The sequence below is a fragment of the Flavobacterium ardleyense genome, from assembly GCF_033547075.1.
GTDB classification, from domain to species: Bacteria; Bacteroidota; Bacteroidia; order Flavobacteriales; family Flavobacteriaceae; genus Flavobacterium; species Flavobacterium ardleyense_A.
Genome location: NZ_CP137891.1, coordinates 307,809 through 328,211 on the forward strand (window position 1 = coordinate 307,809; position 20,403 = coordinate 328,211).

17 protein-coding genes are annotated in these 20,403 nt (G+C 37.6%); 12 read left to right on the plus strand and 5 right to left on the minus strand.

The genetic code is table 11. The annotated features are described in order from the left end of the window. The first annotated feature begins 49 nt into the window (after window positions 1-49). From SBO79_RS01350 to SBO79_RS01360, 3 genes are all read left to right on the plus strand, one after another. On the plus strand, window positions 50-841 hold the full coding sequence (locus tag SBO79_RS01350) for a hypothetical protein (protein WP_318641248.1): 792 nt from the start codon (window positions 50-52) through the stop codon (window positions 839-841). Next, window positions 841-1,455, plus strand: a complete 615-nt coding sequence (locus SBO79_RS01355; protein ID WP_318641249.1) for a deoxynucleoside kinase — start codon at window positions 841-843, stop codon at window positions 1,453-1,455. Before SBO79_RS01350 ends, SBO79_RS01355 begins: the two co-directional genes overlap by 1 nt. A gap of 300 nt (window positions 1,456-1,755) precedes the next feature. Beyond that, on the plus strand, window positions 1,756-2,664 hold the full coding sequence (locus SBO79_RS01360; protein WP_318641250.1) for a T9SS type A sorting domain-containing protein: 909 nt from the start codon (window positions 1,756-1,758) through the stop codon (window positions 2,662-2,664). Between the two features lie 81 nt (window positions 2,665-2,745). On the opposite strand, the gene SBO79_RS01365 is transcribed toward SBO79_RS01360, so the two are convergent. The 4 genes from SBO79_RS01365 to SBO79_RS01380 form a co-directional block, all read right to left on the minus strand. Then, window positions 2,746-5,157, minus strand: a complete 2,412-nt coding sequence (locus SBO79_RS01365) for a sodium-translocating pyrophosphatase (protein WP_318641251.1) — start codon at window positions 5,155-5,157, stop codon at window positions 2,746-2,748. Window positions 5,158-5,265: 108 nt separating this feature from the next. Further along, complete coding sequence (locus SBO79_RS01370) at window positions 5,266-5,796, minus strand: inorganic diphosphatase (protein ID WP_318641252.1); 531 nt, start codon at window positions 5,794-5,796, stop codon at window positions 5,266-5,268. A gap of 208 nt (window positions 5,797-6,004) precedes the next feature. Then, window positions 6,005-8,503: a DUF5686 and carboxypeptidase-like regulatory domain-containing protein gene (locus SBO79_RS01375; protein ID WP_318641253.1), complete on the minus strand. Its 2,499-nt coding sequence runs from the start codon at window positions 8,501-8,503 to the stop codon at window positions 6,005-6,007. 204 nt (window positions 8,504-8,707) lie between these two features. Then, entirely contained in the window at window positions 8,708-9,688 is a 981-nt protein-coding gene (locus tag SBO79_RS01380) for a pyruvate dehydrogenase complex E1 component subunit beta (protein WP_318641254.1), read from the minus strand. A 290-nt stretch (window positions 9,689-9,978) separates the two neighbouring features. Here SBO79_RS01380 and SBO79_RS01385 point away from each other — a divergent pair, with 290 nt between their 5' ends. The 9 genes from SBO79_RS01385 to porT all read left to right on the plus strand — a co-directional run bounded on the left by SBO79_RS01385 (window position 9,979) and on the right by porT (window position 17,910). Beyond that, complete coding sequence (locus SBO79_RS01385; RefSeq protein ID WP_318641255.1) at window positions 9,979-10,536, plus strand: DUF1697 domain-containing protein; 558 nt, start codon at window positions 9,979-9,981, stop codon at window positions 10,534-10,536. Between the two features lie 188 nt (window positions 10,537-10,724). Next, window positions 10,725-12,110, plus strand: a complete 1,386-nt coding sequence (locus SBO79_RS01390; RefSeq protein ID WP_318641256.1) for a mercuric reductase — start codon at window positions 10,725-10,727, stop codon at window positions 12,108-12,110. Window positions 12,111-12,441: 331 nt separating this feature from the next. Next, complete coding sequence (locus tag SBO79_RS01395; RefSeq protein WP_318641257.1) at window positions 12,442-13,188, plus strand: electron transfer flavoprotein subunit beta/FixA family protein; 747 nt, start codon at window positions 12,442-12,444, stop codon at window positions 13,186-13,188. Window positions 13,189-13,248: 60 nt separating this feature from the next. Further along, entirely contained in the window at window positions 13,249-14,217 is a 969-nt protein-coding gene (locus SBO79_RS01400) for an electron transfer flavoprotein subunit alpha/FixB family protein (RefSeq protein WP_318641258.1), read from the plus strand. 166 nt (window positions 14,218-14,383) lie between these two features. Beyond that, window positions 14,384-15,004, plus strand: a complete 621-nt coding sequence (locus tag SBO79_RS01405; protein WP_318641259.1) for a bifunctional nuclease family protein — start codon at window positions 14,384-14,386, stop codon at window positions 15,002-15,004. Between the two features lie 35 nt (window positions 15,005-15,039). Further along, on the plus strand, window positions 15,040-15,864 hold the full coding sequence (locus SBO79_RS01410) for a thymidylate synthase (protein WP_318641260.1): 825 nt from the start codon (window positions 15,040-15,042) through the stop codon (window positions 15,862-15,864). A gap of 82 nt (window positions 15,865-15,946) precedes the next feature. Further along, complete coding sequence (locus tag SBO79_RS01415; RefSeq protein WP_318641261.1) at window positions 15,947-16,429, plus strand: dihydrofolate reductase; 483 nt, start codon at window positions 15,947-15,949, stop codon at window positions 16,427-16,429. A gap of 55 nt (window positions 16,430-16,484) precedes the next feature. After that, window positions 16,485-17,216 carry a bifunctional demethylmenaquinone methyltransferase/2-methoxy-6-polyprenyl-1,4-benzoquinol methylase UbiE gene (gene ubiE, locus SBO79_RS01420; protein ID WP_318641262.1) on the plus strand — a complete coding sequence of 244 codons (732 nt, stop codon included), beginning with the start codon at window positions 16,485-16,487 and terminating at the stop codon, window positions 17,214-17,216. A 1-nt stretch (window position 17,217) separates the two neighbouring features. Continuing rightward, entirely contained in the window at window positions 17,218-17,910 is a 693-nt protein-coding gene (porT, locus tag SBO79_RS01425) for a type IX secretion/gliding motility protein PorT/SprT (protein ID WP_318641263.1), read from the plus strand. Window positions 17,911-19,659: 1,749 nt separating this feature from the next. On the opposite strand, the gene SBO79_RS01430 is transcribed toward porT, so the two are convergent. After that, complete coding sequence (locus SBO79_RS01430) at window positions 19,660-20,391, minus strand: TrmH family RNA methyltransferase (protein ID WP_318641264.1); 732 nt, start codon at window positions 20,389-20,391, stop codon at window positions 19,660-19,662. Window positions 20,392-20,403 lie beyond the last annotated feature (12 nt).

The window sequence follows — 20,403 nt, forward strand, 5'->3', positions numbered from 1 at the left end:
TGGTAAAAACTCCTCCCTTAATATTCAAAATCTCCGTACTTTAGCTCCTATGAAAAAATTATTTTCTCTTTTTCTATTTCTCTCAACTTCTATACTTTTCGCGCAAGCGAAATTCGTAGAAACTACGCAGATCAATCAGACATCAGTAGACGCTGATACAATTCTAGGTTACGATACTTTCAATTCTCTCTATTACATCAACGAAAATACGCTTTACAAAACAATAAATTCAACCAAAGTGGAATACAACAATTTTTCACTTGGGAAAATATCAAAAGTTGATTTCCAAAATCCATTAAAAATTCTAATTTTCTACGAGCGATTTAATACCGCAGTTTTGCTGGACAAGCAATTATCCGAAATTATAAAATTCGACTTTTCGCAGAATGAAACTCCGATAGTTTGTAGCGCGATCGGAATTAGCACGCAAAATAATTTATGGATTTATAATAATCTGACTCAGAAAATCAGTTTATACGATACTTCCAGAAACACTCTAAAAGAACTAAGCACAATTTTAGAATCACCGATAAAATATTATAAAACAGATCAAAATCAGTTTTCGTGGATTGACGAAAATGACAATTGGTTTAGCTGTGATATTTACGGGAAAATTAAAAAGATTGCCACTACTGGCAAATCAGAATTTGTACAATTTGCTGATAGTCGCAGCATCATTTTCAAAAAAGATAATTTGTTCTATTTCAGAAGAGCGGGAATGGAGGAAGCAGTAGTGCTTAAAAACGTTAATAAGTCGGCAACTAGTTTTCAACTTCAAGGCGATATTTTATCTATTTTTACAAATCGTGATATTATAAATTATAAATTCGTACTACCGTAATGCACATAGCAATAGCAGGAAATATTGGAGCAGGAAAAACAACTCTCACCACACTTTTGGCAAAACACTTTCGTTGGGAGCCCCATTTTGAAGAGGTTGTAGACAATCCGTACTTGGATGATTTTTACCATCAGATGGAGCGTTGGTCGTTTAACCTTCAGATATATTTCCTTAACAGTCGTTTTCGTCAGATTTTGCAAATTCGCGAAAGCGGAAAGTCTGTAATTCAGGACCGAACAATATATGAAGATGCACACATCTTTGCACCCAACTTACACGCAATGGGCTTGATGACAAATAGGGATTTTGAGAATTATACTTCATTATTTGAGCTAATGGAATCGCTGGTTTCGCCACCAGATTTGCTAATTTATCTAAGAAGTTCTATTCCAAATCTTGTTGGACAGATTCACAAACGTGGTCGTGAGTACGAAAACTCAATTTCTATCGAATATCTGAGCCGACTTAACGAGCGTTACGAAGCTTGGGTTCACGGTTATACCAAAGGAAAACTTCTGATTATCGACGTTGACACAATTGATTTTGTAAATAATCCTGAAGATTTGGGAACAATTATCAATAGAATTGATGCTGAATTGCATGGACTTTTTTAGCTGTTAGCTGTCAGCCTTTAGCTGTTAGCTTTTTGTAGCAGCGAGAATGTGTACTGCAACTATTTTACTTAGAAAAATTACGCTTTCGCGGAAAGAACTATCATAGCACGAATTTGAAATTGTTAGAAAATATTTCTTCGCGAGACGTCTTGCGGGGATTTTAGTCTTTGGCTGAATTACTTCTGCCCTATTAGTTCTTTGCGAATTGCTGAATTCCTAAGATTAGCGAATCTTTAAGATTTTGAATTTACCAAGCATGATTATAATCAATAATTTTGCAGGCTAAATTAAATCTATATCATGAACAAATTTTACATTTTTGCCGCGGCCTTTATTTCTTCTCTAGGTTTTGCACAACAATCAACTTCTTTCGAAGCTTCTGAAGGTTTCACTTTAGGAACGATTCACAATCAAAATGGTTGGGTTGTTACCGAAGGATCTGATGGTTTTGTGACGAACCAAATTATTACAGACGAGACAGCATCAGTAGGAAATTTCTCTTTTAAAAATGCAAATGAACCAGGTTTTGGAGATCAGTGGTTTCCGATTTTTGGTGCGGTAAAAACGTTTGAAACTCCTGCAAATCATAACAACTTTACGATATCCTACGATGTAAAAGCTACAGAAAAATTAGGCGCTGATTTCGAATTTACTTTATACGCAATCGATGATCAAGAGGAATTTGTTCCAATTGCGGGGATCGGAATTGAGAATAGAGGTTTTATTTATATGATAAAAGACATCGATTATGGTTTTGAATACGCAACTTCAGAATGGGAAATTAACCAATGGATTAACATCAAGATTGAAGTAACTGCCACAGATATTAAATATTATGTTGATAATATCTTACAAGGAACTTTTGCAAATAGCACTTCTTTAGACATTCTAGGTTTTAATATGTTGCACAACAATTACGGTGGAGATGCTTATTATGATAATATCCAAATCACGACAGGACCTTTAAATACAGCTGATTTTACAAAACAATCTTTGGCTCTTTATCCAAATCCAGCGACAAATTCAGTATCTATTAATTCTGAATCCGACATTATAAATGTGGGAATTTTTACTTTAAACGGGCAGAAAGTTTTAGAAACTATTCAATCTTCCAATATAGATATTAGCGGTCTATCACAAGGATTGTACTTATTAACAGCAACAGATATCTCTGGCAATAAGACAACTACCAAATTATTGAAAAGGTAGATAGTTAGAATCAGAACACAACAAAAAAATCCTCTTAGAAGTGTTTCTAAGGGGATTTTTTTTTTAGTAAAAATTGAAATATTATTTTCTAAAATCGTGCAACTGTGCTTTTACTTCAGCTTCCGTTCCTTCTAATATTTTGGTGGAGACTTTATTGTCTTGAGTTGTGGTAATGATTGTTTTCATCATTCCATCGGCATCTTTAGTACTTTCTATTCGAACTTCTTTTGAAACCACCGCGGTTGCCGGAACTACTGCAGTAGTTGCGATTGTAGCTTCCACTTCTGTGAGCGGTTTCACTTCCAAAGTTTCAATTGGCAAATCTGATCCTAAGATTGGCGCAATTACCAATCCGATAAGACAAGTCAGTTTTATTAAAATATTCATCGATGGCCCTGAAGTATCTTTAAGAGGATCTCCAACTGTATCTCCTGTAATGGCAGCTTTGTGTGCGTCTGAACCTTTAAAAGTCATCTCGCCATTGATCATGACTCCTGCTTCAAAAGATTTCTTAGCATTATCCCATGCGCCTCCAGCATTATTTTGGAAAACTGCCCAAAGTACACCAGAAACGGTGACTCCTGCCATATAACCTCCAAGCATTTCGGCAATCAAGAGATTATTAGATCCGTAAACCATTTTACCAAGTAGAACAATTGCAATTGGAAAACCAATGGTTAGAACACCCGGCAGAATCATTTCGCGCAAAGCGGCTTTTGTCGAAATATCCACACACTTTGCATATTCTGGTTTTGCTGTTCCCTCTAGAATTCCCGGAATTTCTCTAAACTGACGACGCACTTCATTTACCATATCCATTGCAGCTTTTCCAACAGAGTTCATTGCGAGAGCAGAGAAAACAACGGGAATCATTCCACCCACAAACAACATCGCTAAAACTGGCGCCTTGAAAATATTGATTCCGTCGATTCCTGTAAAGGTTACATAGGCTGCAAACAATGCCAGAGATGTCAATGCTGCCGAAGCGATTGCAAAGCCTTTTCCTGTCGCTGCCGTTGTATTTCCTACCGCATCAAGAATATCTGTTCTAGTACGAACTTCTTTTGGAAGTTCACTCATTTCGGCAATTCCGCCTGCATTATCGGCAATTGGCCCAAAAGCATCGATGGCAAGTTGCATTGCAGTGGTTGCCATCATCGCCGAAGCGGCAAGTGCCACTCCATAAAACCCTGCAAAAGCGTAGGAAATCCATATCGCTGCTGCAAATAATAGCACGGTTGGAAAAGTAGAAATCATTCCTGTTGCCAATCCTGCAATAACGTTTGTTCCGGCTCCCGTAGAAGATTTCTGAACGATTGCCATAACTGGTTTTGTTCCCAATCCTGTGTAATATTCTGTAACAAACGAAATAACTCCGCCCACAATTAGCCCGACAATGGTTGCGTAAAAGACGTTTATAGATTCTATTTCTTTAATTCCTTCTCCGTAAAACGACATTTTTAGAGTAGGTGGCAGCATATATTTTACTAAAACAAAACACGCACCGGCCGTCAAAGCAATCGAAATCCAATTCCCCACATTTAGAGCCGACTGAACTTGCTTTTCTTTAGCATTATTATCTTTGATACTCACTACCAAAGTTCCAATAATCGAGAACAGAATTCCAAAACCAGCGATTGACATCGGAAGCAAAATAGGTCCGATTCCACCGAAAACATCATCAATTGCGCCACCCATATCCTTAATCACGTAGTTTCCTAATACCATTGCAGCAAGTACAGTTGCAACATACGATCCAAAAAGATCGGCTCCCATTCCTGCTACATCACCTACATTATCACCTACATTATCGGCAATAGTTGCAGGATTACGAGGATCATCTTCTGGAATACCAGCTTCTACTTTTCCAACAAGGTCGGCACCCACATCGGCTGCTTTAGTATAAATTCCCCCACCGACTCTAGCGAACAATGCAATTGATTCGGCACCTAACGAAAATCCTGCTAGTGTCTCGAGAAGAATAGTCATTTGATGTACATTGGTCCAAACGCCATCCATAAAATAATGAAAGAGAATAATAAAGAACCCAGTAAGTCCCAAAACTGCAAGACCTGCAACTCCAAGTCCCATTACTGTACCCCCGCCAAAAGAGACTTTGAGTGCTTGTGGCAAACTAGTACGAGCAGCTTGTGTGGTGCGGACATTGGTTTTTGTGGCAATCTTCATTCCCATATTTCCTGCAAGTGCAGAGAAAAAAGCTCCGAAAACAAAGGCTACGACAATCAGTATATGAGTTGTAGGCACAAAATAAGAAACTATTGCGAGTGCAATACTCGCAGCAACCACAAAGATTGCAAGTAGCCGGTATTCTGCTTTTAGGAAAGCAAGAGCACCTTCATATATATAATCTGAAATCTCTTTCATCTTACCGTCGCCCGGATCTTGTTTAAGAACCCAACTTCGTTTTGCCCACATAAATACCAGTCCTAAAATTGCCATGGCAATAGGAACATAAATCATTAATGAATCCATAGATAAAAGGTTTAAATATTGAAATATTGTTTGCTAATAATTCAAATTTAAACAAAAAAGACAGCCTTTTTACAAAAGCTGTCTTTTTTTATTATGATAAAATTTAGATTATTTTATACTGAATAATCCTTCTTCTCTATTTTCTATTGCTTCAAAACGGTTGATGCACTGAACAATAATTTCTTTTGCTTCGTTTGCATCTCCCCATCCACCAACATCAACTTTCTTGTTTTCAAGATCTTTGTACACTTGAAAAAAGTGCTCAATTTCTTTAAGAAGGTGTGGGTTGATATCGCTAAGATCTTCAAGTCTATTCCAGATTGGATCTGAAACTGGTACACAGATAATCTTTTCGTCTTGACCTTTGTCATCTGCCATGTGGAAAACACCGATTGGCTTTACTTCCATTACACATCCAGGAAAAGTTGGCTCAGTTACCAAAACTAAAACATCTAATGGATCTCCATCAAGCGCTAAAGTTTCTGGAATGAATCCATAATCTGCAGGATACATCATTGACGAAAACAACATTCGGTCGTAACGTATTTTTTTGAATTCGAAATCGTATTCGTATTTGTTTCTGCTTCCTTTTGGTATTTCAATCAATACGTCAAAAGTTAGAATTTTGTCAGCTGTCATTTTTATAATTTTTAATCGGGTGCAAAAATAGCCAAAAATTGGCATTTGGCGAAATTTGTTCTACTTAATAAATAAAAATTAAGTAAATCTTTTAAGAAATGTGGATTTTGGCAAGCATTTTAATTTAGATTTCAGAAAATATAGAGGTGGATTTTGGCAACTTAGTTTATAAAAGTTGAAGATCCCTACAGACAGCCGGAATAAGGTCCTAAAAATGAAACCCAATAGAACCTTTAATCGAAAATTTATTGGCGTCAGGCACATCTAAATAACTGCCTCTCCAACTACACTCTATGCGAAAAACTTTGAATATATTCCCTATTCCTGCATTATATTCCCAATATCCATCGGTTGGTGCACGGTAAATTAAACCTGAAGCATTTATGGCCTTATTGGCATCCGAAATATTCCCGTACACTCCCTTAACACCAATTATTTCGCGCCAGTTGAGCTTGCGAAGTGCCGGAATACGTGCAAAAATCTTTCCATTGAAATTATGAGTCCACTGAAAAGTTGCATATTGATCTGAGACAAACTCATAATAATCAAGGTTGCTAAAAGTGTTTTCGATGGTAAAGTAAGTCTGATTTCCTGGAATGACACTCAATAATCCAAGTGGCACTTCTCCAAAAGTCTTTCCTACCTCAACAATCAAATTTGTTCGTCCCAAAGGTCCAATCGTAATTGGCTGACGGTAATAAAATTGCAGTTTCTGATAATCGAAATCACTATTGAAGAGTTGCTTGTTTCCAGCGCTATAATTTAGAAAAATTCGAGTATAATCTGAAGTGACATCACTGCGCTCGACACCGTACCAAATTGTTTTTCGGTTGGGAGTCCACTCAAGTTGAATGCCCGTTTCGGCCTGCTTCACTTCGCTTTCAATCACGCCGAGAGGGTTGAGTGCGTCAGGAATTTGGGTGTAATAATCGAGGCTAAAAGCGTCAGAAGCCGACCGAAGCGTTCTGTAGGAAATTCCAGTTTGAATGACGAAATCTTTGACCACCTCCATCTCAACAGAGAAATTACTCAAATTTATATTTGTTAATTTTCCGTTAGATCCAGCGCTAAAAATACTGGAAGAAGCAAAACTTCTGCCCATAATATCGTTGGTAGTAGTAAGACTTGCGCCAATTTGTTCAATGTCACGACGGTTTCCGCCCGAAAGTATAATCCGCTTGCGAGGATCTATCATCCATTTTCCACTAATACCATATTTAAATTTGTCATCGCCAAAACCATAAGCGGTGTAGCCTTGCAGTCTCCATAAATCGTTGGGTCCAAAATAAGTACGACCACCAGTGCGCACTCGCACGCCCTCAACTTCGTTGTACCCAATGGTTGAAAATACTGGTCCATAATCAAAATCTCCGAAAGCGACATAACCACTACCTAAGATGGTAACCAGATTAGTAACTTGTTGAAAGCGCTTGACTGACTGCAAAGTGTCCAACATTTTGTAGACACCGCGCTCATCTTTGTTTAGATTCTCGAATCGATTTTCTTCCCAATATTCTTCCGACTTTGCGTAGATAGCATCATCGCTAAAGTTGACACGTTCCCGATAAAAATCGACAGGTTTCTCACGATCAAAAACGTGATCTTGAAATAAGGTGGTTCGCTTCCCGTAAATTCCTTTGGATTTTTCCTTTTTATTTAAAGCAAAATCCGACATCATATGATCGCGACGAAGTAGAAAAACCGAATCATTTAAAACCTCAAATTCCTGCTCGATATAAATGTCTTTTACCCAGTTGATATTGGCACTTTTGGTGACTGCCATATTGATGTTTTTGATTGCAAATGTTGTGTCATTTACCCAGAAATTTCCTTTGAAAGTAAGTTCGTTTTTTCGCCTTGGATAAAACACGATATTATAACACCACTTATTATCAATATACGCACTGTCCTTTAAGACATAATTATAGACGTCAATTCCGGTGCGAGACAATGGACTTGTAAAACTTTTGTCAAAGAAAGTCAGGTAATTATCGTAGATATTATATTCGGCATATAAATCTTTAATAAAAGCCAGAATCTGCTGATTGTTTGAAAATCCAGAATTTTTGTTGGCTTTGAGAATTTCCTTGGTTTTATTTATTTTATTGTCGCCATAGACGTCAGATAATGCCTCATTAATAAATATCGGTAAATATGTTTTTCCAGTTATGCTTGAAGTGTCAACTTGATCAAAGATAAATTCCATCCCTTTGAAAAGTTTACTTTTCATAAAAGTACTGTCAATAGAATTCATATCAAATTCGACCTTCTCGTATTTTGCCATTTGATACTGACTAAACATTTTTAGTCCATTTTTACGCTTTCGTTCCCAAATTTTTCGCAAAATATCTATTGCCGGATTATCTTTCTTAGAGGTCTTGCCAGTGTAGATAACCACTTCACTCAACTCTTGACCTTGACTAAGAATTACTTTCATATTGTAGGTCACAGATTTGGTAAGTATCACCTCTTTATCGGTATAGCCCACATATGAGACTACTATGCCTTGATAATTTTCTTTAGACTCCAAATAAAATAGTCCGTCTTCATTGGTAACTATTGCCTGGTTTGAACCTTTAAATTGAACATTTGCATAAGGCAAAGGAAGATTTGTTTCATCAAGCACAATTCCGCTAACCTTTGTTTGTGCAGATGTAATGAATGCGCTTAAAAGCAATAATAGGGTAAATAAAAATCTTATTTTCATATAAAAAACGAATTGTTTCAGATGGGTTTCTGAACGATTTCAAATATACTTTATTTTGAAGTACTTGAGTGTTATGAATTTTTCAAGTAAGATTGCAAGATTGCAGCTGCAATTTTAATATAAAAAGCAAACGTGAATATCTGTTGTAGAACAAAATATTCACGTTTCTAGTATCTAGATCATACTTTAATTTAAAGCAAACTACTATTTCTTGTACATTACTTTTTTCACCGCTTTTACAACATCAGATGCATTTGGCAACCATTCTTTGAGCAACGTTGGCGCATAAGGCGCAGGAGTATCTGCCGTTGTAATCCGCTGGATTGGTGCATCAAGATAATCAAAAGCGCGTTCTTGAACCATATATGTAATTTCTGAAGCCACGCTCGCAAAAGGCCATGCTTCTTCAAGAACCACCAATCGATTTGTTTTCTTTACTGATTTGATAATCGCATCATAATCCATTGGTCTTACAGTACGAAGGTCAATAATTTCGCAAGAGATATTTTCTTTTTCAAGTTCTTCGGCAGCGGCATATGCTTCTTTGATGATTTTTCCGAAAGATACGATTGTTACATCAGTACCTTCTCGTTTAATATCGGCAACACCAAGTGGAATGGTATATTCACCTTCGGGAACTTCACCTTTGTCACCATACATTTGCTCAGATTCCATAAAAATAACTGGATCATTATCACGAATTGCAGATTTCAATAGACCTTTAGCATCATAGACATTTGACGGAACCACTACCTTAAGACCTGGAGTATTGGCAAACCAACTTTCAAAGGCCTGAGAGTGAGTTGCGCCTAGCTGACCTGCAGAAGCAGTTGGTCCTCGGAAAACCATTGGCATATTAAATTGTCCGCCAGACATTTGACGCATTTTTGCCGCATTATTGATAATCTGATCGATTCCAACTAATGCAAAGTTAAAAGTCATAAATTCAACAATTGGACGACAGCCGTTCATAGCTGATCCTACAGCAATTCCTGAAAAACCAAGCTCTGCAATTGGAGTATCAATTACACGCTTTGCGCCGAATTCGTCCAACATTCCTTTTGATGCTTTATAGGCACCATTATATTCAGCTACTTCCTCGCCCATAAGATATACGGTCTCGTCGCGGCGCATCTCTTCGCTCATCGCCTCACAAATAGCTTCTCTGAATTGTATTGTTTTCATAATAGGTATTATTATCGCATTGAAAATATGGATGCAAAATTAATTATTTTAAACAACTATTTGACTTAAAATTTTGTTTACTTCTGCTTTTGCCAAATGACCACAACTTTCGGCAATTAAATGAATCTGGTGAAGCGGTAGGATTTCTAAAAATACCAACTAATTTCTTTTCGAAATTGCATTTTAAAAAGTGGCGGTGCTCCAATATTCCTTCGCGCACCTTTCTGATTATTTTCTATTTATAAAAAAACCGATTCAAAAAAATTATCTTTGCTTGAAAATATTTGGATATGACTACACACTTGGCACTTCTCCGCGGAATAAATGTTTCTGGACATCATATGATTAAAATGGATGCGCTAACAACCGCCTTGCAGACTGCTGGTTTCCAAAATGTCACTACTTATATTCAAAGCGGAAATGTGTTTGTAGATTCAGAAGATCCAAATCCAGCATCAGTAGGTTTCAAAATCCGACAAGAGATTACGAAAGCTTTTGGCCACGATGTGCCAGTAATAGTAATTGGCATCGAAGATTTGAAAGCCTGTCTAACCAACAATCCATATTTAAAAGACAAAAATGCCGATATCAAGAAATTGTATGTTGCATTTATGTCAAAGTCGTTGCAAACCGGAAGCATCAATGATTTGAAAATTAGTCAGATCAAACCGGACGAAGCTGTAATTGACGAAAGTAGATTGTATATAAAATATGATGTAGGCGCGGGTAAAACTCGCCTTGACGGAAAATATATTGAGAAAAAGCTGAATCTTACCGCCACGATTCGGAATTATAATACCGTGAATGCGTTGTTGAAGATTTATGAAGAAAGAGCTTTTAGCCTTTAGCTGTCAGCTATTAGCTTTTTGGCTGACGGATAATGATACTTAAAGTTAACTGAAATTATTATTCCTTTTTAGCAAAACATCTTTTTATCAGAATTAGTGTATATTCTGAAATCTTTCAATCTTTAAATCATTAAATCTTTCAATCTTATTATCTTTCAATCTTACTTTCTTATCCCTAACTTTCCGAGATGAAAAAAGTAGACGCCATAATAATCGGATCAGGTCAAGCCGGAAATCCTTTAGCGATGTCACTCGCATATTCGGGAATGAAAGTGATTCTTATAGAAAAACACCAACTCCATATCGGTGGCACTTGTCTCAATGATGGTTGCACACCGTCCAAAACTCTTATCGCTTCGGCCAAAGTTGCGCATATTATCAATACTTCAGAAAAGCACGGAATTACTACCGAAAAAATGAATATCGATTTTGCCACTACTCAAAAGCGTAAAGATAAAATCGTTTTAGATTCTCGAAAGGGACTTATCAAACGACTTGAAGAAACCAAAAACCTTGAAGTAATCATTGGCACCGCTTCTTTTTCGGATGCTAAAATCATTACAGTAACCGACAAAAACGGAAAGACTCAAGAATATACCGCCGAAAATATTTTTATAAATGCTGGTTGCCGACCAATGATTCCGGAAATCGAAGGTTTAGAAAATGTCAAGTATTACGATTCGACTTCCTTATTAGAACTCAAAGAGATTCCGAAAGAATTAATCGTTCTCGGCGGAAGTTATATCGGACTCGAACTCGGTCAGGCATTTAGCCGACTGGGAGCAACCACTACAATAGTTGAGCGCTCTGCAAAACTGATGTCTAAAGAAGATAACGATGTTGCCGAATCTATTTTAGAATGTCTCGAAAATGAGGGGATGCAATTTCACTTCAATTCAGAAGCTATAAAAGTCTCAGAGAAAGATGGCGAAATTTCGGTAACCATTAAAAAAGGTGCAAAAGAGACGCAAATTCACGGCAGTCATCTTTTTATTGCGACGGGCAGAATTCCCAATAGCGACTTACTAAATCTCGAAAACGCCAGGATCAAAGCTGACGAAAATGGTCATGTTTTGGTAAATAACAATCTAGAAACTAATGTCAAAGGCGTTTTTGCACTTGGCGATATCAAGGGCGGACCGCAATTTACCCAGATCGCTTACGACGATTTTCGCATTGTCCGAGACAATATTCTCCACAGCAAAAAGCGTTCGTATAAGAACCGACCGATTCCGTATTGCATGTACACCGATCCTCAATTGGGCCGAATTGGCATTAGCGAGCAGGATGCAAAAGAGCAGAAATTAGATGTCGAAATTATCAGTATTCCCGGTCGTCGCATTACTCGAGGCATTGAAAGTGGCACAACTGAAGGTCTCTGGAAAGCAATTATCGACAAGAAAACCAATAAAATTTTAGGCGCGGCGATCATTGGATCAGAAGGCGGCGAGATAGCGACGGTTTTGCAAATGGCTATGCAGGGAAATCATAAAGCGACGGATATTCGCGACGGCATATTCTCGCATCCCTCCTATTCTGAGTCTTTAAATACACTTTTTGATCAGCTCAAGTAGTATTTTCATTTGGAGCTAATACCGCTATTTGCTTCAATTCCTCGCAGCAATGCTTTTTTTACAATGCTAGAAAAGGAGCTTCCGTTGGTCGCTCTTTTCTAGCAGTAAAAAATAGCATTGCTCGCTCCGGGATTTCCACGCCTATCGGGGCTAGAATGACATTTTCAAAAGAAATAACCGCATTCTTTTGAAGAAAATTCTTTGCAACCACTGAAATTGACCGAATTAGATAAGAACTCTTGAAAAAATATTATGCACGCATAGCACAATTTAAAATTATAATTCTTAATTTCGTGACCTGAAATTAGTTTGATAAAAAATATTTAAAATAATGAAAATATTAGTTTGTATTAGTCACGTGCCAGACACGACTTCAAAAATAAATTTTACAAATGGTGACTCAGAATTCGACACAAGTGGAGTTCAGTTTGTTATCAATCCAAATGACGAATTTGGTCTTACAAGAGCAATTTGGTTTCAAGAAAAACAAGGCGCAACTGTAACAGTTGTAAATGTTGGAGGACCAGAAACAGAGCCTACTTTGCGTAAAGCTCTTGCCATTGGTGCAAACGAAGCAATTCGTGTAAACGCTACTCCTACCGATGGAATTTTTGTTGCAAAACAACTTGCCGAAGTAATTAAAAACGGCGGTTACGATCTTGTGATTGCAGGAAAAGAATCATTAGACTATAACGGTCAGATGGTACCTGGAATGATTGCAGGTCTTACAAGTTCAAACTTTGTAAACTCTTGTATCAATATCGAAGTTGACGGAACAAATGTTACTGCAATTCGCGAAATTGACGGTGGTAAAGAAACTGTTTCTACAACATTGCCACTTATAATTGGTGGTCAGAAAGGTCTAGTTGAAGAAAAAGATTTACGTATTCCCAATATGCGTGGTATTATGACTGCAAGAACAAAAGCTCTAACAGTACTTGAGCCAGTAGATGCAAATGCAAATACAAAAGCAGTTAAGTTTGAAAAACCAGCAGCTAAGTCTAGCGTAAAAATGATTAGCCCAGACAATCTTGATGAGCTAATTAATCTTTTGCACACAGAGGCCAAAGTAATCTAATAAAATAATTATTGAGCGCTTCATGAGTGCAACAATTATAAATAATAAATCGCAATTACCATGTCAATATTAATATACGCAGAATCAGCAGAAGGTAAATTTAAGAAAGTAGCTTTTGAGCTTGCTTCTTATGCAAAAAAACTTGCTGAGACATTAAACACTACAGTTACAGCACTTACCATCAACGCAACTGATGTAAGTGAACTTTCAAAATACGGAGTTGATAAAGTTTTAAAAGTAAACAACGATCAACTTAAAAATTTTTCGGCGAAAGCTTATGCTGATGTTTTAAAGCAAGCAGCTCAAAAAGAAGATCAAAAAGTAATCGTACTTTCTTCAACTACAGACAGTTTATACTTAGCACCATTGTTGGCGGTAAGCTTACAAGCAGGATACGCATCAAACGTTGTTGGATTGCCAGTAAGTACAAGTCCGTTTGAAGTTAAACGTAATGCTTTTTCTAACAAAGCGTTTGTGATGACCGATATTACTACAGATGTAAAAGTTTTAGCTCTAGCCAAAAATTCTTACGGAATTGTAGAAAGTGCTTCAAACATGACCGAAGAGGATTTTTCTCCATCAATTGGTGAGAATAATTTTGGTGTTAAAACTGAATCTGTTGACAGAGCAACTGGACAAGTAACTATCGCTGATGCTGATATTGTTGTATCTGCAGGTCGTGGAATGAAAGGACCAGAAAATTGGGGAATGATCGAAGAATTAGCTTCTGTTTTGGGCGCTGCTACTGCTTGTAGTAAACCTGTTTCAGATCTAGGTTGGAGACCTCACAATGAGCACGTAGGTCAGACAGGAAAACCTGTCGCTGCAAATCTGTATATCGCCATTGGAATTTCAGGTGCTATTCAGCATATTGCTGGAATTAGTGCCTCTAAGGTAAAAGTGGTAATTAACCCTGACGCAGATGCACCATTCTTCAAAGTTGCTGACTACGGAATCGTAGGAGATGCTTTTGAAGTAGTTCCAAAATTGACAGAAAAACTAAGAGCGTTTAAAGCGGCAAATTCGTAAACACTTTTCTATTTATAATAAAAGGGCAGCTTTGATTTAATTATTAAAGAGGCCCTTTACTTTTTCCATAAAAAAATAAGTCCGAACTTTGTAGAATATAATTATTTTGAAATCTGACCGTTGTTGGATTGACATTTTTATAAAATCGGACACACTTATCTATAATATGAGCCTCGTAAAACTAACTATAAAAGGAATTTCTTACAGTCAGACACAAAATGGTGCCTATGCTTTAATTTTGAATGAAGCTGATGGTGATCGCAAATTACCAATTGTTATAGGTGCATTTGAAGCACAATCAATTGCAATCGCATTAGAGAAGGAAATTAAGCCTCCTCGTCCACTCACTCACGACTTATTTAAAAATTTTGCCGACCGTTTTGACATTGTGGTTAAACAAGTCATTATTCATAAACTGGTAGACGGCGTGTTTTATTCAAGTATCATTTGCGAACGCGATAAAATTGAAGAAATAATCGATGCACGTACTTCTGATGCTATCGCACTAGCTTTACGTTTTCACGCGCCAATTTTTACTTATAAAAATATCCTTGACAAGGCGGGAATTTACCTTAAAGGAAATAAAGAAACCGACGAAGATGGGCAAGACGTAGACGATGTACTTTCTAATCCTGATACTTTTGGTCAAGAAGAGAGTAATGAGTCTAAAGGTGCGTATGTAAAATTTAGTTTGTCAGAACTGACAGATCTGCTAAATGCAGCCGTTGCGGAGGAAGATTACGAGAAAGCAGCCAAAGTACGAGACGAAATTTCAAAAAGAGAATAGTCCACAACAAACAAAATTTACATTTCCCCAGTATTATGAAGCAATATCTTGATTTAGTACAGCACGTTATGGATCACGGCGTTCAGAAAGGCGATCGCACAGGCACCGGAACAAAAAGTGTTTTTGGCTATCAAATGCGTTTCGACCTAAGTGATGGTTTTCCGATGGTAACAACAAAAAAACTGCATTTAAAGTCTATTGTTCATGAACTTCTATGGTTCCTGAAAGGTGATACAAACATTGCTTATCTAAAAGAAAATGGTGTAAAAATCTGGGATGAATGGGCTGACGAAAACGGAAACCTTGGTCCGATTTATGGCCATCAATGGCGCAATTGGAATAGCGAAGAAATTGACCAAATTAAGGAAGTGATCGAAACTTTGAAGACCAATCCAAACAGCAGACGAATGCTGATTTCTGCTTGGAATCCTTCTGTTTTGCCGGATACTTCCAAATCATTTTCAGAAAATGTTGCTGACGGCAAAGTTGCTTTACCGCCCTGCCACGCGTTTTTTCAGTTTTATGTAGCCGATGGAAAATTGTCTTGTCAATTGTACCAGCGTAGTGCCGATATATTTTTGGGGGTTCCTTTTAATATAGCTTCTTACGCATTGCTTACAATGATGATCGCACAAGTTTGTAATCTGGAAGTAGGAGATTTTATCCACACTTTTGGAGATGCACATATTTACAACAATCACTTTGAACAGCTAGAATTACAACTTTCTAGAGATATGAGGCCATTGCCAAAAATGGAATTAAATCCTGAAATCAAAGATATTTTGGACTTTACAGCTAATGATTTTACTTTGGTAAATTACGATCCACACCCTGGAATTAAAGGTGCGGTAGCAGTTTAGTAGTGCGAAATTAGAAATTAGAAAAAAATCAAAATAGTTAGGAATTGCATTGGCAGTTTGTGAAATTTAAATTATAAAAAGTATGATCATACTTGTTGCAGCGGCCTCCGAAAATAATGTGTTAGGAAAAGACAATGCATTGCCTTGGCGATTGCCTTTAGATTTTAAACATTTTAAAGACATTACTTCAGGACACCATATTATTATGGGCCGCAAGACTTTTGAAAGTCTACCAACTCAACTTACCAATCGTACCCATATAGTAATTACGCGACAAACTGATTACAATTGTGACGGTTGCATTCTTGTTCACGATTTAAAAACGGCGATTGATAAAGTACCAGTTGGCGAAGATGCTTACGTTGTAGGTGGCGGAGACATTTTTGATATGGCAATAAATATTGCTGATAAAATTGAACTTACTAGAGTTCATACCACAATTGAGGGTGATGCTTTTTTTCCAAAAATCGATGCTGAGAAATGGGATCTAGTTTGGGAAGAAAGACACGAAAAAGACGAAAAGCACAATTTTGCTTTTACATTTCAAACCTTTGTTAGGAAATAATTAAAAAACAGGTATATAAAGTTCGCATACTTTATATTTACAGAAATATACAACGATGTCAGAAAAAGTTACTCCTTACAAAGATTCAAATCTGGGCAAAAAAGAGCAGGTCGAGCAGATGTTTGACAATATCTCTGGAAATTATGACGATTTAAACCGCGTAATTTCTTTTGGAATCGATCAGAAGTGGCGTAAGAAAGTTGTCAATTTAGTTAGCGCCACCAACCCAAAAAACGTTCTTGACGTTGCTACTGGAACTGGCGATCTTGCGATTATGCTTTCTAGTACTCCCGCAGAAGAAATTGTTGGAATTGATATTTCGGCAGGAATGCTGGACATCGGTAAGAAGAAGATTGCACAAAAGAATCTTTCTCAAAAAATCGAAATGAGACAAGAAGATTCAGAAGCATTGACTTTTGCAGACAATTCTTTTGATGCTGTAACCGTAGCTTTCGGAATTCGAAATTTTGAAACATTAGAAAAAGGTTTGGCCGAAATACTACGTGTCTTAAAGCCGGGCGGAATATTTGTAATTCTCGAAACATCAGTACCAGAGAAGTTTCCATTTAAGCAAGGCTACCAATTTTACTCAAAAAACATTCTTCCCCTAATTGGAAAAATCTTTTCTAAAGATGATGTCGCTTACGGATATTTATCCGAATCGGCAGCAGCTTTCCCTTATGGTGAGGCTTTAAACAATATTTTATCAAAAATTGGGTTTATAGACGTACGAGCTATGCCACAAACTTTTGGAGTAGCCACTATCTATTCAGCGTCTAAAAAATAGTATGAAAAAAATATTTCTACTCACATTCTTAGTTTTTGCATTGCAGTCTCAAGCACAATTTGGCAAAGATCCCTTAACCAACCTTGAAAATTGGGACAAGCAGCGAGTTCACTGGGGTTACTTTCTTGGTTTCAACTCGTACGATTTTAAGATTGATTACAAGGACGCGGTCGAAGAGGATATCGCGGTAAAAACTAACATAGGATTTAACGTGGGTCTAATTGGTAATTTACGCCTCAACGAATATTTTGATTTGCGATTTGAACCAGGACTTTATTACGCACAACGTGACTTGACTTTTCCCGGCTTCGAAAAAACTTTTGATGCTGAGAGACCCGTGAAATCCACTTTTATTCACTTTCCACTTTTGGTAAAATATTCGGCATTGCGTACCGGAAATATCCGACCGTTTTTATTAGGAGGAGTTTCCACAACACTCAATCTTTCTAGTAATTCTAATACTCAAGAAGATAATGTGGAGCAGCGTTTTCGTGTAAAACAATGGACCAACAACTACGAATTGGGTTTTGGAATTGACTTATATTTTGAATATTTCAAATTCTCACCATCGATAAGAGGTGTTTTCGGACTTAAAGACGAATTAATTCGGGACAATAATCCAAACAGCCCGTGGACTGGAAATATTGAGTCGATGAAAACTAGAGCGATTATGGTGAATTTTACGTTTCAGTAGGAATCCTCACCCCCCCGCCCTCTCCAAAGGAGAGGGAGCTAGAACGACATTTAAGAGGTTGTTTGTTTGTCAAGACATTTTAGGGTTCGAAGACCAATATAATCTTGTATTCCCGTCCTCCCCCCAACCCCCTCCGAAGGAACGGGGAGCTAGAACGTGGTAAAAGAATTATACTATTAAATGTCTTAAATCTTTACATTTCCTCACAATCCCTCCCACAAACTTGTCATCCTGACGAAGGAAGGCCCGAGAGATAGCGAACGGGCGAAGCAATCTCATTAGAAGCTCAATTTCAGCTGATAATCAAGAAATATTTCATACAAAAAGACTCTTCTTAGCAATATCCGTTGGTGATTTCTGGCGCTTGCCTGTGGCGAGTACCTACTTTCTTAAAAAAACTAATCTCAGCGTGTGTGACGCGAATTATTTCGATAGAACATTTGACTCATGGAACCCGCGTCACAGACGCTTTGTTTGAGGAAAAAAAGAAAGTAGGTACTCGTTGTAAACGAGCACCAGATGAGGGTTGTAAACGCGTATCAACCGAAATGTCATTAGATGTTTATCTACAACTTTCACCAATAGCCTAGCTGATAATCAAGAAATATTTCATGCAAAAAGACTCTTCTTAGCAATATCCGCTGGTAAATTCTGGTGCTTGCCTGTGGCGAGTACCTACTTTCTTAAAAGAACTAATCACAGCGTCTGTGACGCGGATTATTTCAATAGAAAATTTAACTCATGTGACCCGCGTCACAGACGCTTTGTTTAAGGAAAATAAGAAAGTAGGTACTCGTTGTAAACGAGCACCAGATGAGGGTTCAACCGAAATGTCATTAGATGATTAACTACAACTTTCACCCAAAGCCTTGCGAAATCATGGAACCCGCGTTGCAGACGCTTTGTTTAAGGAAAATAAGAAAGTAGGTACTTGTTGTAAACGAGCACCAGATGAGGGTTGTAAACGCGTATCAACCGAAATGTCATTAGATGTTTATCTACAACTTTCACCAATAGCCTAGCTGATAATCAAGAAATATTTCATGCAAAAAGACTCTTCTTAGCAATATCCGCTGGTAAATTCTGGTGCTTGCCTGTGGCGAGTACCTACTTTCTTAAAAGAACTAATCACAGCGTCTGTGACGCGAATTATTTCGATAGAACATTTAACTCATGTAAACCGCGTCACAGACGCTTTGTTTGAGGAAAAAAAGGAAGTAGGTACTCGTTGTAAACGAGCACCAGATGAGGGTTGCAAGCGTATCAACCGAAATGTCATTAGATGATCATCTACAACTTTCACCCATAGCCTTGCGAAATCATGGAACCCGCGTCACGGACGCTTTGTTTAAGGAAAACAAGAAAGTAGGTGCTCGTTTACAACGAGCACCAGATGAGGTTGTAAACGCGTATCAGCAGAAATGTCATTAGATATATATCCACAACTTTCACGCACAGCCTTGCGACCTTAACGTTCTAAACTTTACGTACCTTGCGGTAAAATTTACTATTGTTTACAAAAAGATTAATTTGAATGAAAGGCTTTTTTCCTTAAAATACAAGTTCATTTACTATTTACCACAAGTCTGCGTGAGGGATGGGAACGGCATCCTTTTGCTTACCCAATTAGTTGAAATTTACCGAAAATCTTCCAAGCAAAAGATACAGAGGACAGCCCGACCTGAGCCAAAATACTACTGAATGTTTGCACTCAACCTTCTGGCGAAAGGGCACGCCCAAAAGAAAATACTAGTTCTTATTCCGAGAAAATTCACTTAAAATAATCGCGGTTGCCGAAGCGACATTCAGACTTTCGGTGGCTTGAAGATCACCAAAACGCGGAATTGCCAACTTCTGAGTTACCACATTTTCGATCTCGGCAGAAATACCGTTGGCTTCATTTCCTAAAACAATAATAGCATTTTGAGGCAACTGCTGCGTGTAAATATTTTCGCCATCCATAAAAGTTCCAAAAACCGGAATATCCTGATGCTCGAGAAACTTTGGCAAATCGACGTAATTTACCTGCACTCGAGTGAGCGAACCCATCGTGGCCTGCACCACTTTTGGGTTGTAAAGATCCACCGTGCCGTGCGAACACAACAACTGCGTGATGCCAAACCAATCGCATAAACGAATAATCGTACCCATATTTCCAGGGTCGCGAAGATTGTCAAGAGCCACCACAAGGCCAGTCGTATTTATGGGTTGCTCTTGCTGCATCGCAAAAACTGCCAAACAATTATTTTGGGTAGTTAATGCCGAAATTTTTTTGAGCTGATCGTCAGAAATTTGGGTCTTCTGATCTTGAGTAATAGTAGGAAAAATAGCATCGGTAAAGTATAAATGTTGCAATTTGAACTGCGAATGCAGCAGCTCATTTATAACCTTTTGACCTTCGGCGATAAACAATCCCTCGGACTGACGATATTTTTTTTGCTGCAAAGCAGTTATATGCTTTATTTGGTTTTTTGTAACCATAGAAATAATGTA

Bases quoted from the DNA above. Each gene is read 5' to 3' on its own strand.
- SBO79_RS01350 (WP_318641248.1), top strand. From the start codon at position 50: ATGAAAAAATTATTTTCTCTTTTTCTATTTCTCTCAACTTCTATACTT.
- SBO79_RS01355 (WP_318641249.1), top strand. From the start codon at position 841: ATGCACATAGCAATAGCAGGAAATATTGGAGCAGGAAAAACAACTCTC.
- SBO79_RS01360 (WP_318641250.1), top strand. From the start codon at position 1,756: ATGAACAAATTTTACATTTTTGCCGCGGCCTTTATTTCTTCTCTAGGT.
- SBO79_RS01365 (WP_318641251.1), bottom strand. From the start codon at position 5,157: ATGGATTCATTAATGATTTATGTTCCTATTGCCATGGCAATTTTAGGA.
- SBO79_RS01370 (WP_318641252.1), bottom strand. From the start codon at position 5,796: ATGACAGCTGACAAAATTCTAACTTTTGACGTATTGATTGAAATACCA.
- SBO79_RS01375 (WP_318641253.1), bottom strand. From the start codon at position 8,503: ATGAAAATAAGATTTTTATTTACCCTATTATTGCTTTTAAGCGCATTC.
- SBO79_RS01380 (WP_318641254.1), bottom strand. From the start codon at position 9,688: ATGAAAACAATACAATTCAGAGAAGCTATTTGTGAGGCGATGAGCGAA.
- SBO79_RS01385 (WP_318641255.1), top strand. From the start codon at position 9,979: ATGACTACACACTTGGCACTTCTCCGCGGAATAAATGTTTCTGGACAT.
- SBO79_RS01390 (WP_318641256.1), top strand. From the start codon at position 10,725: ATGAAAAAAGTAGACGCCATAATAATCGGATCAGGTCAAGCCGGAAAT.
- SBO79_RS01395 (WP_318641257.1), top strand. From the start codon at position 12,442: ATGAAAATATTAGTTTGTATTAGTCACGTGCCAGACACGACTTCAAAA.
- SBO79_RS01400 (WP_318641258.1), top strand. From the start codon at position 13,249: ATGTCAATATTAATATACGCAGAATCAGCAGAAGGTAAATTTAAGAAA.
- SBO79_RS01405 (WP_318641259.1), top strand. From the start codon at position 14,384: ATGAGCCTCGTAAAACTAACTATAAAAGGAATTTCTTACAGTCAGACA.
- SBO79_RS01410 (WP_318641260.1), top strand. From the start codon at position 15,040: ATGAAGCAATATCTTGATTTAGTACAGCACGTTATGGATCACGGCGTT.
- SBO79_RS01415 (WP_318641261.1), top strand. From the start codon at position 15,947: ATGATCATACTTGTTGCAGCGGCCTCCGAAAATAATGTGTTAGGAAAA.
- ubiE (WP_318641262.1), top strand. From the start codon at position 16,485: ATGTCAGAAAAAGTTACTCCTTACAAAGATTCAAATCTGGGCAAAAAA.
- porT (WP_318641263.1), top strand. From the start codon at position 17,218: ATGAAAAAAATATTTCTACTCACATTCTTAGTTTTTGCATTGCAGTCT.
- SBO79_RS01430 (WP_318641264.1), bottom strand. From the start codon at position 20,391: ATGGTTACAAAAAACCAAATAAAGCATATAACTGCTTTGCAGCAAAAA.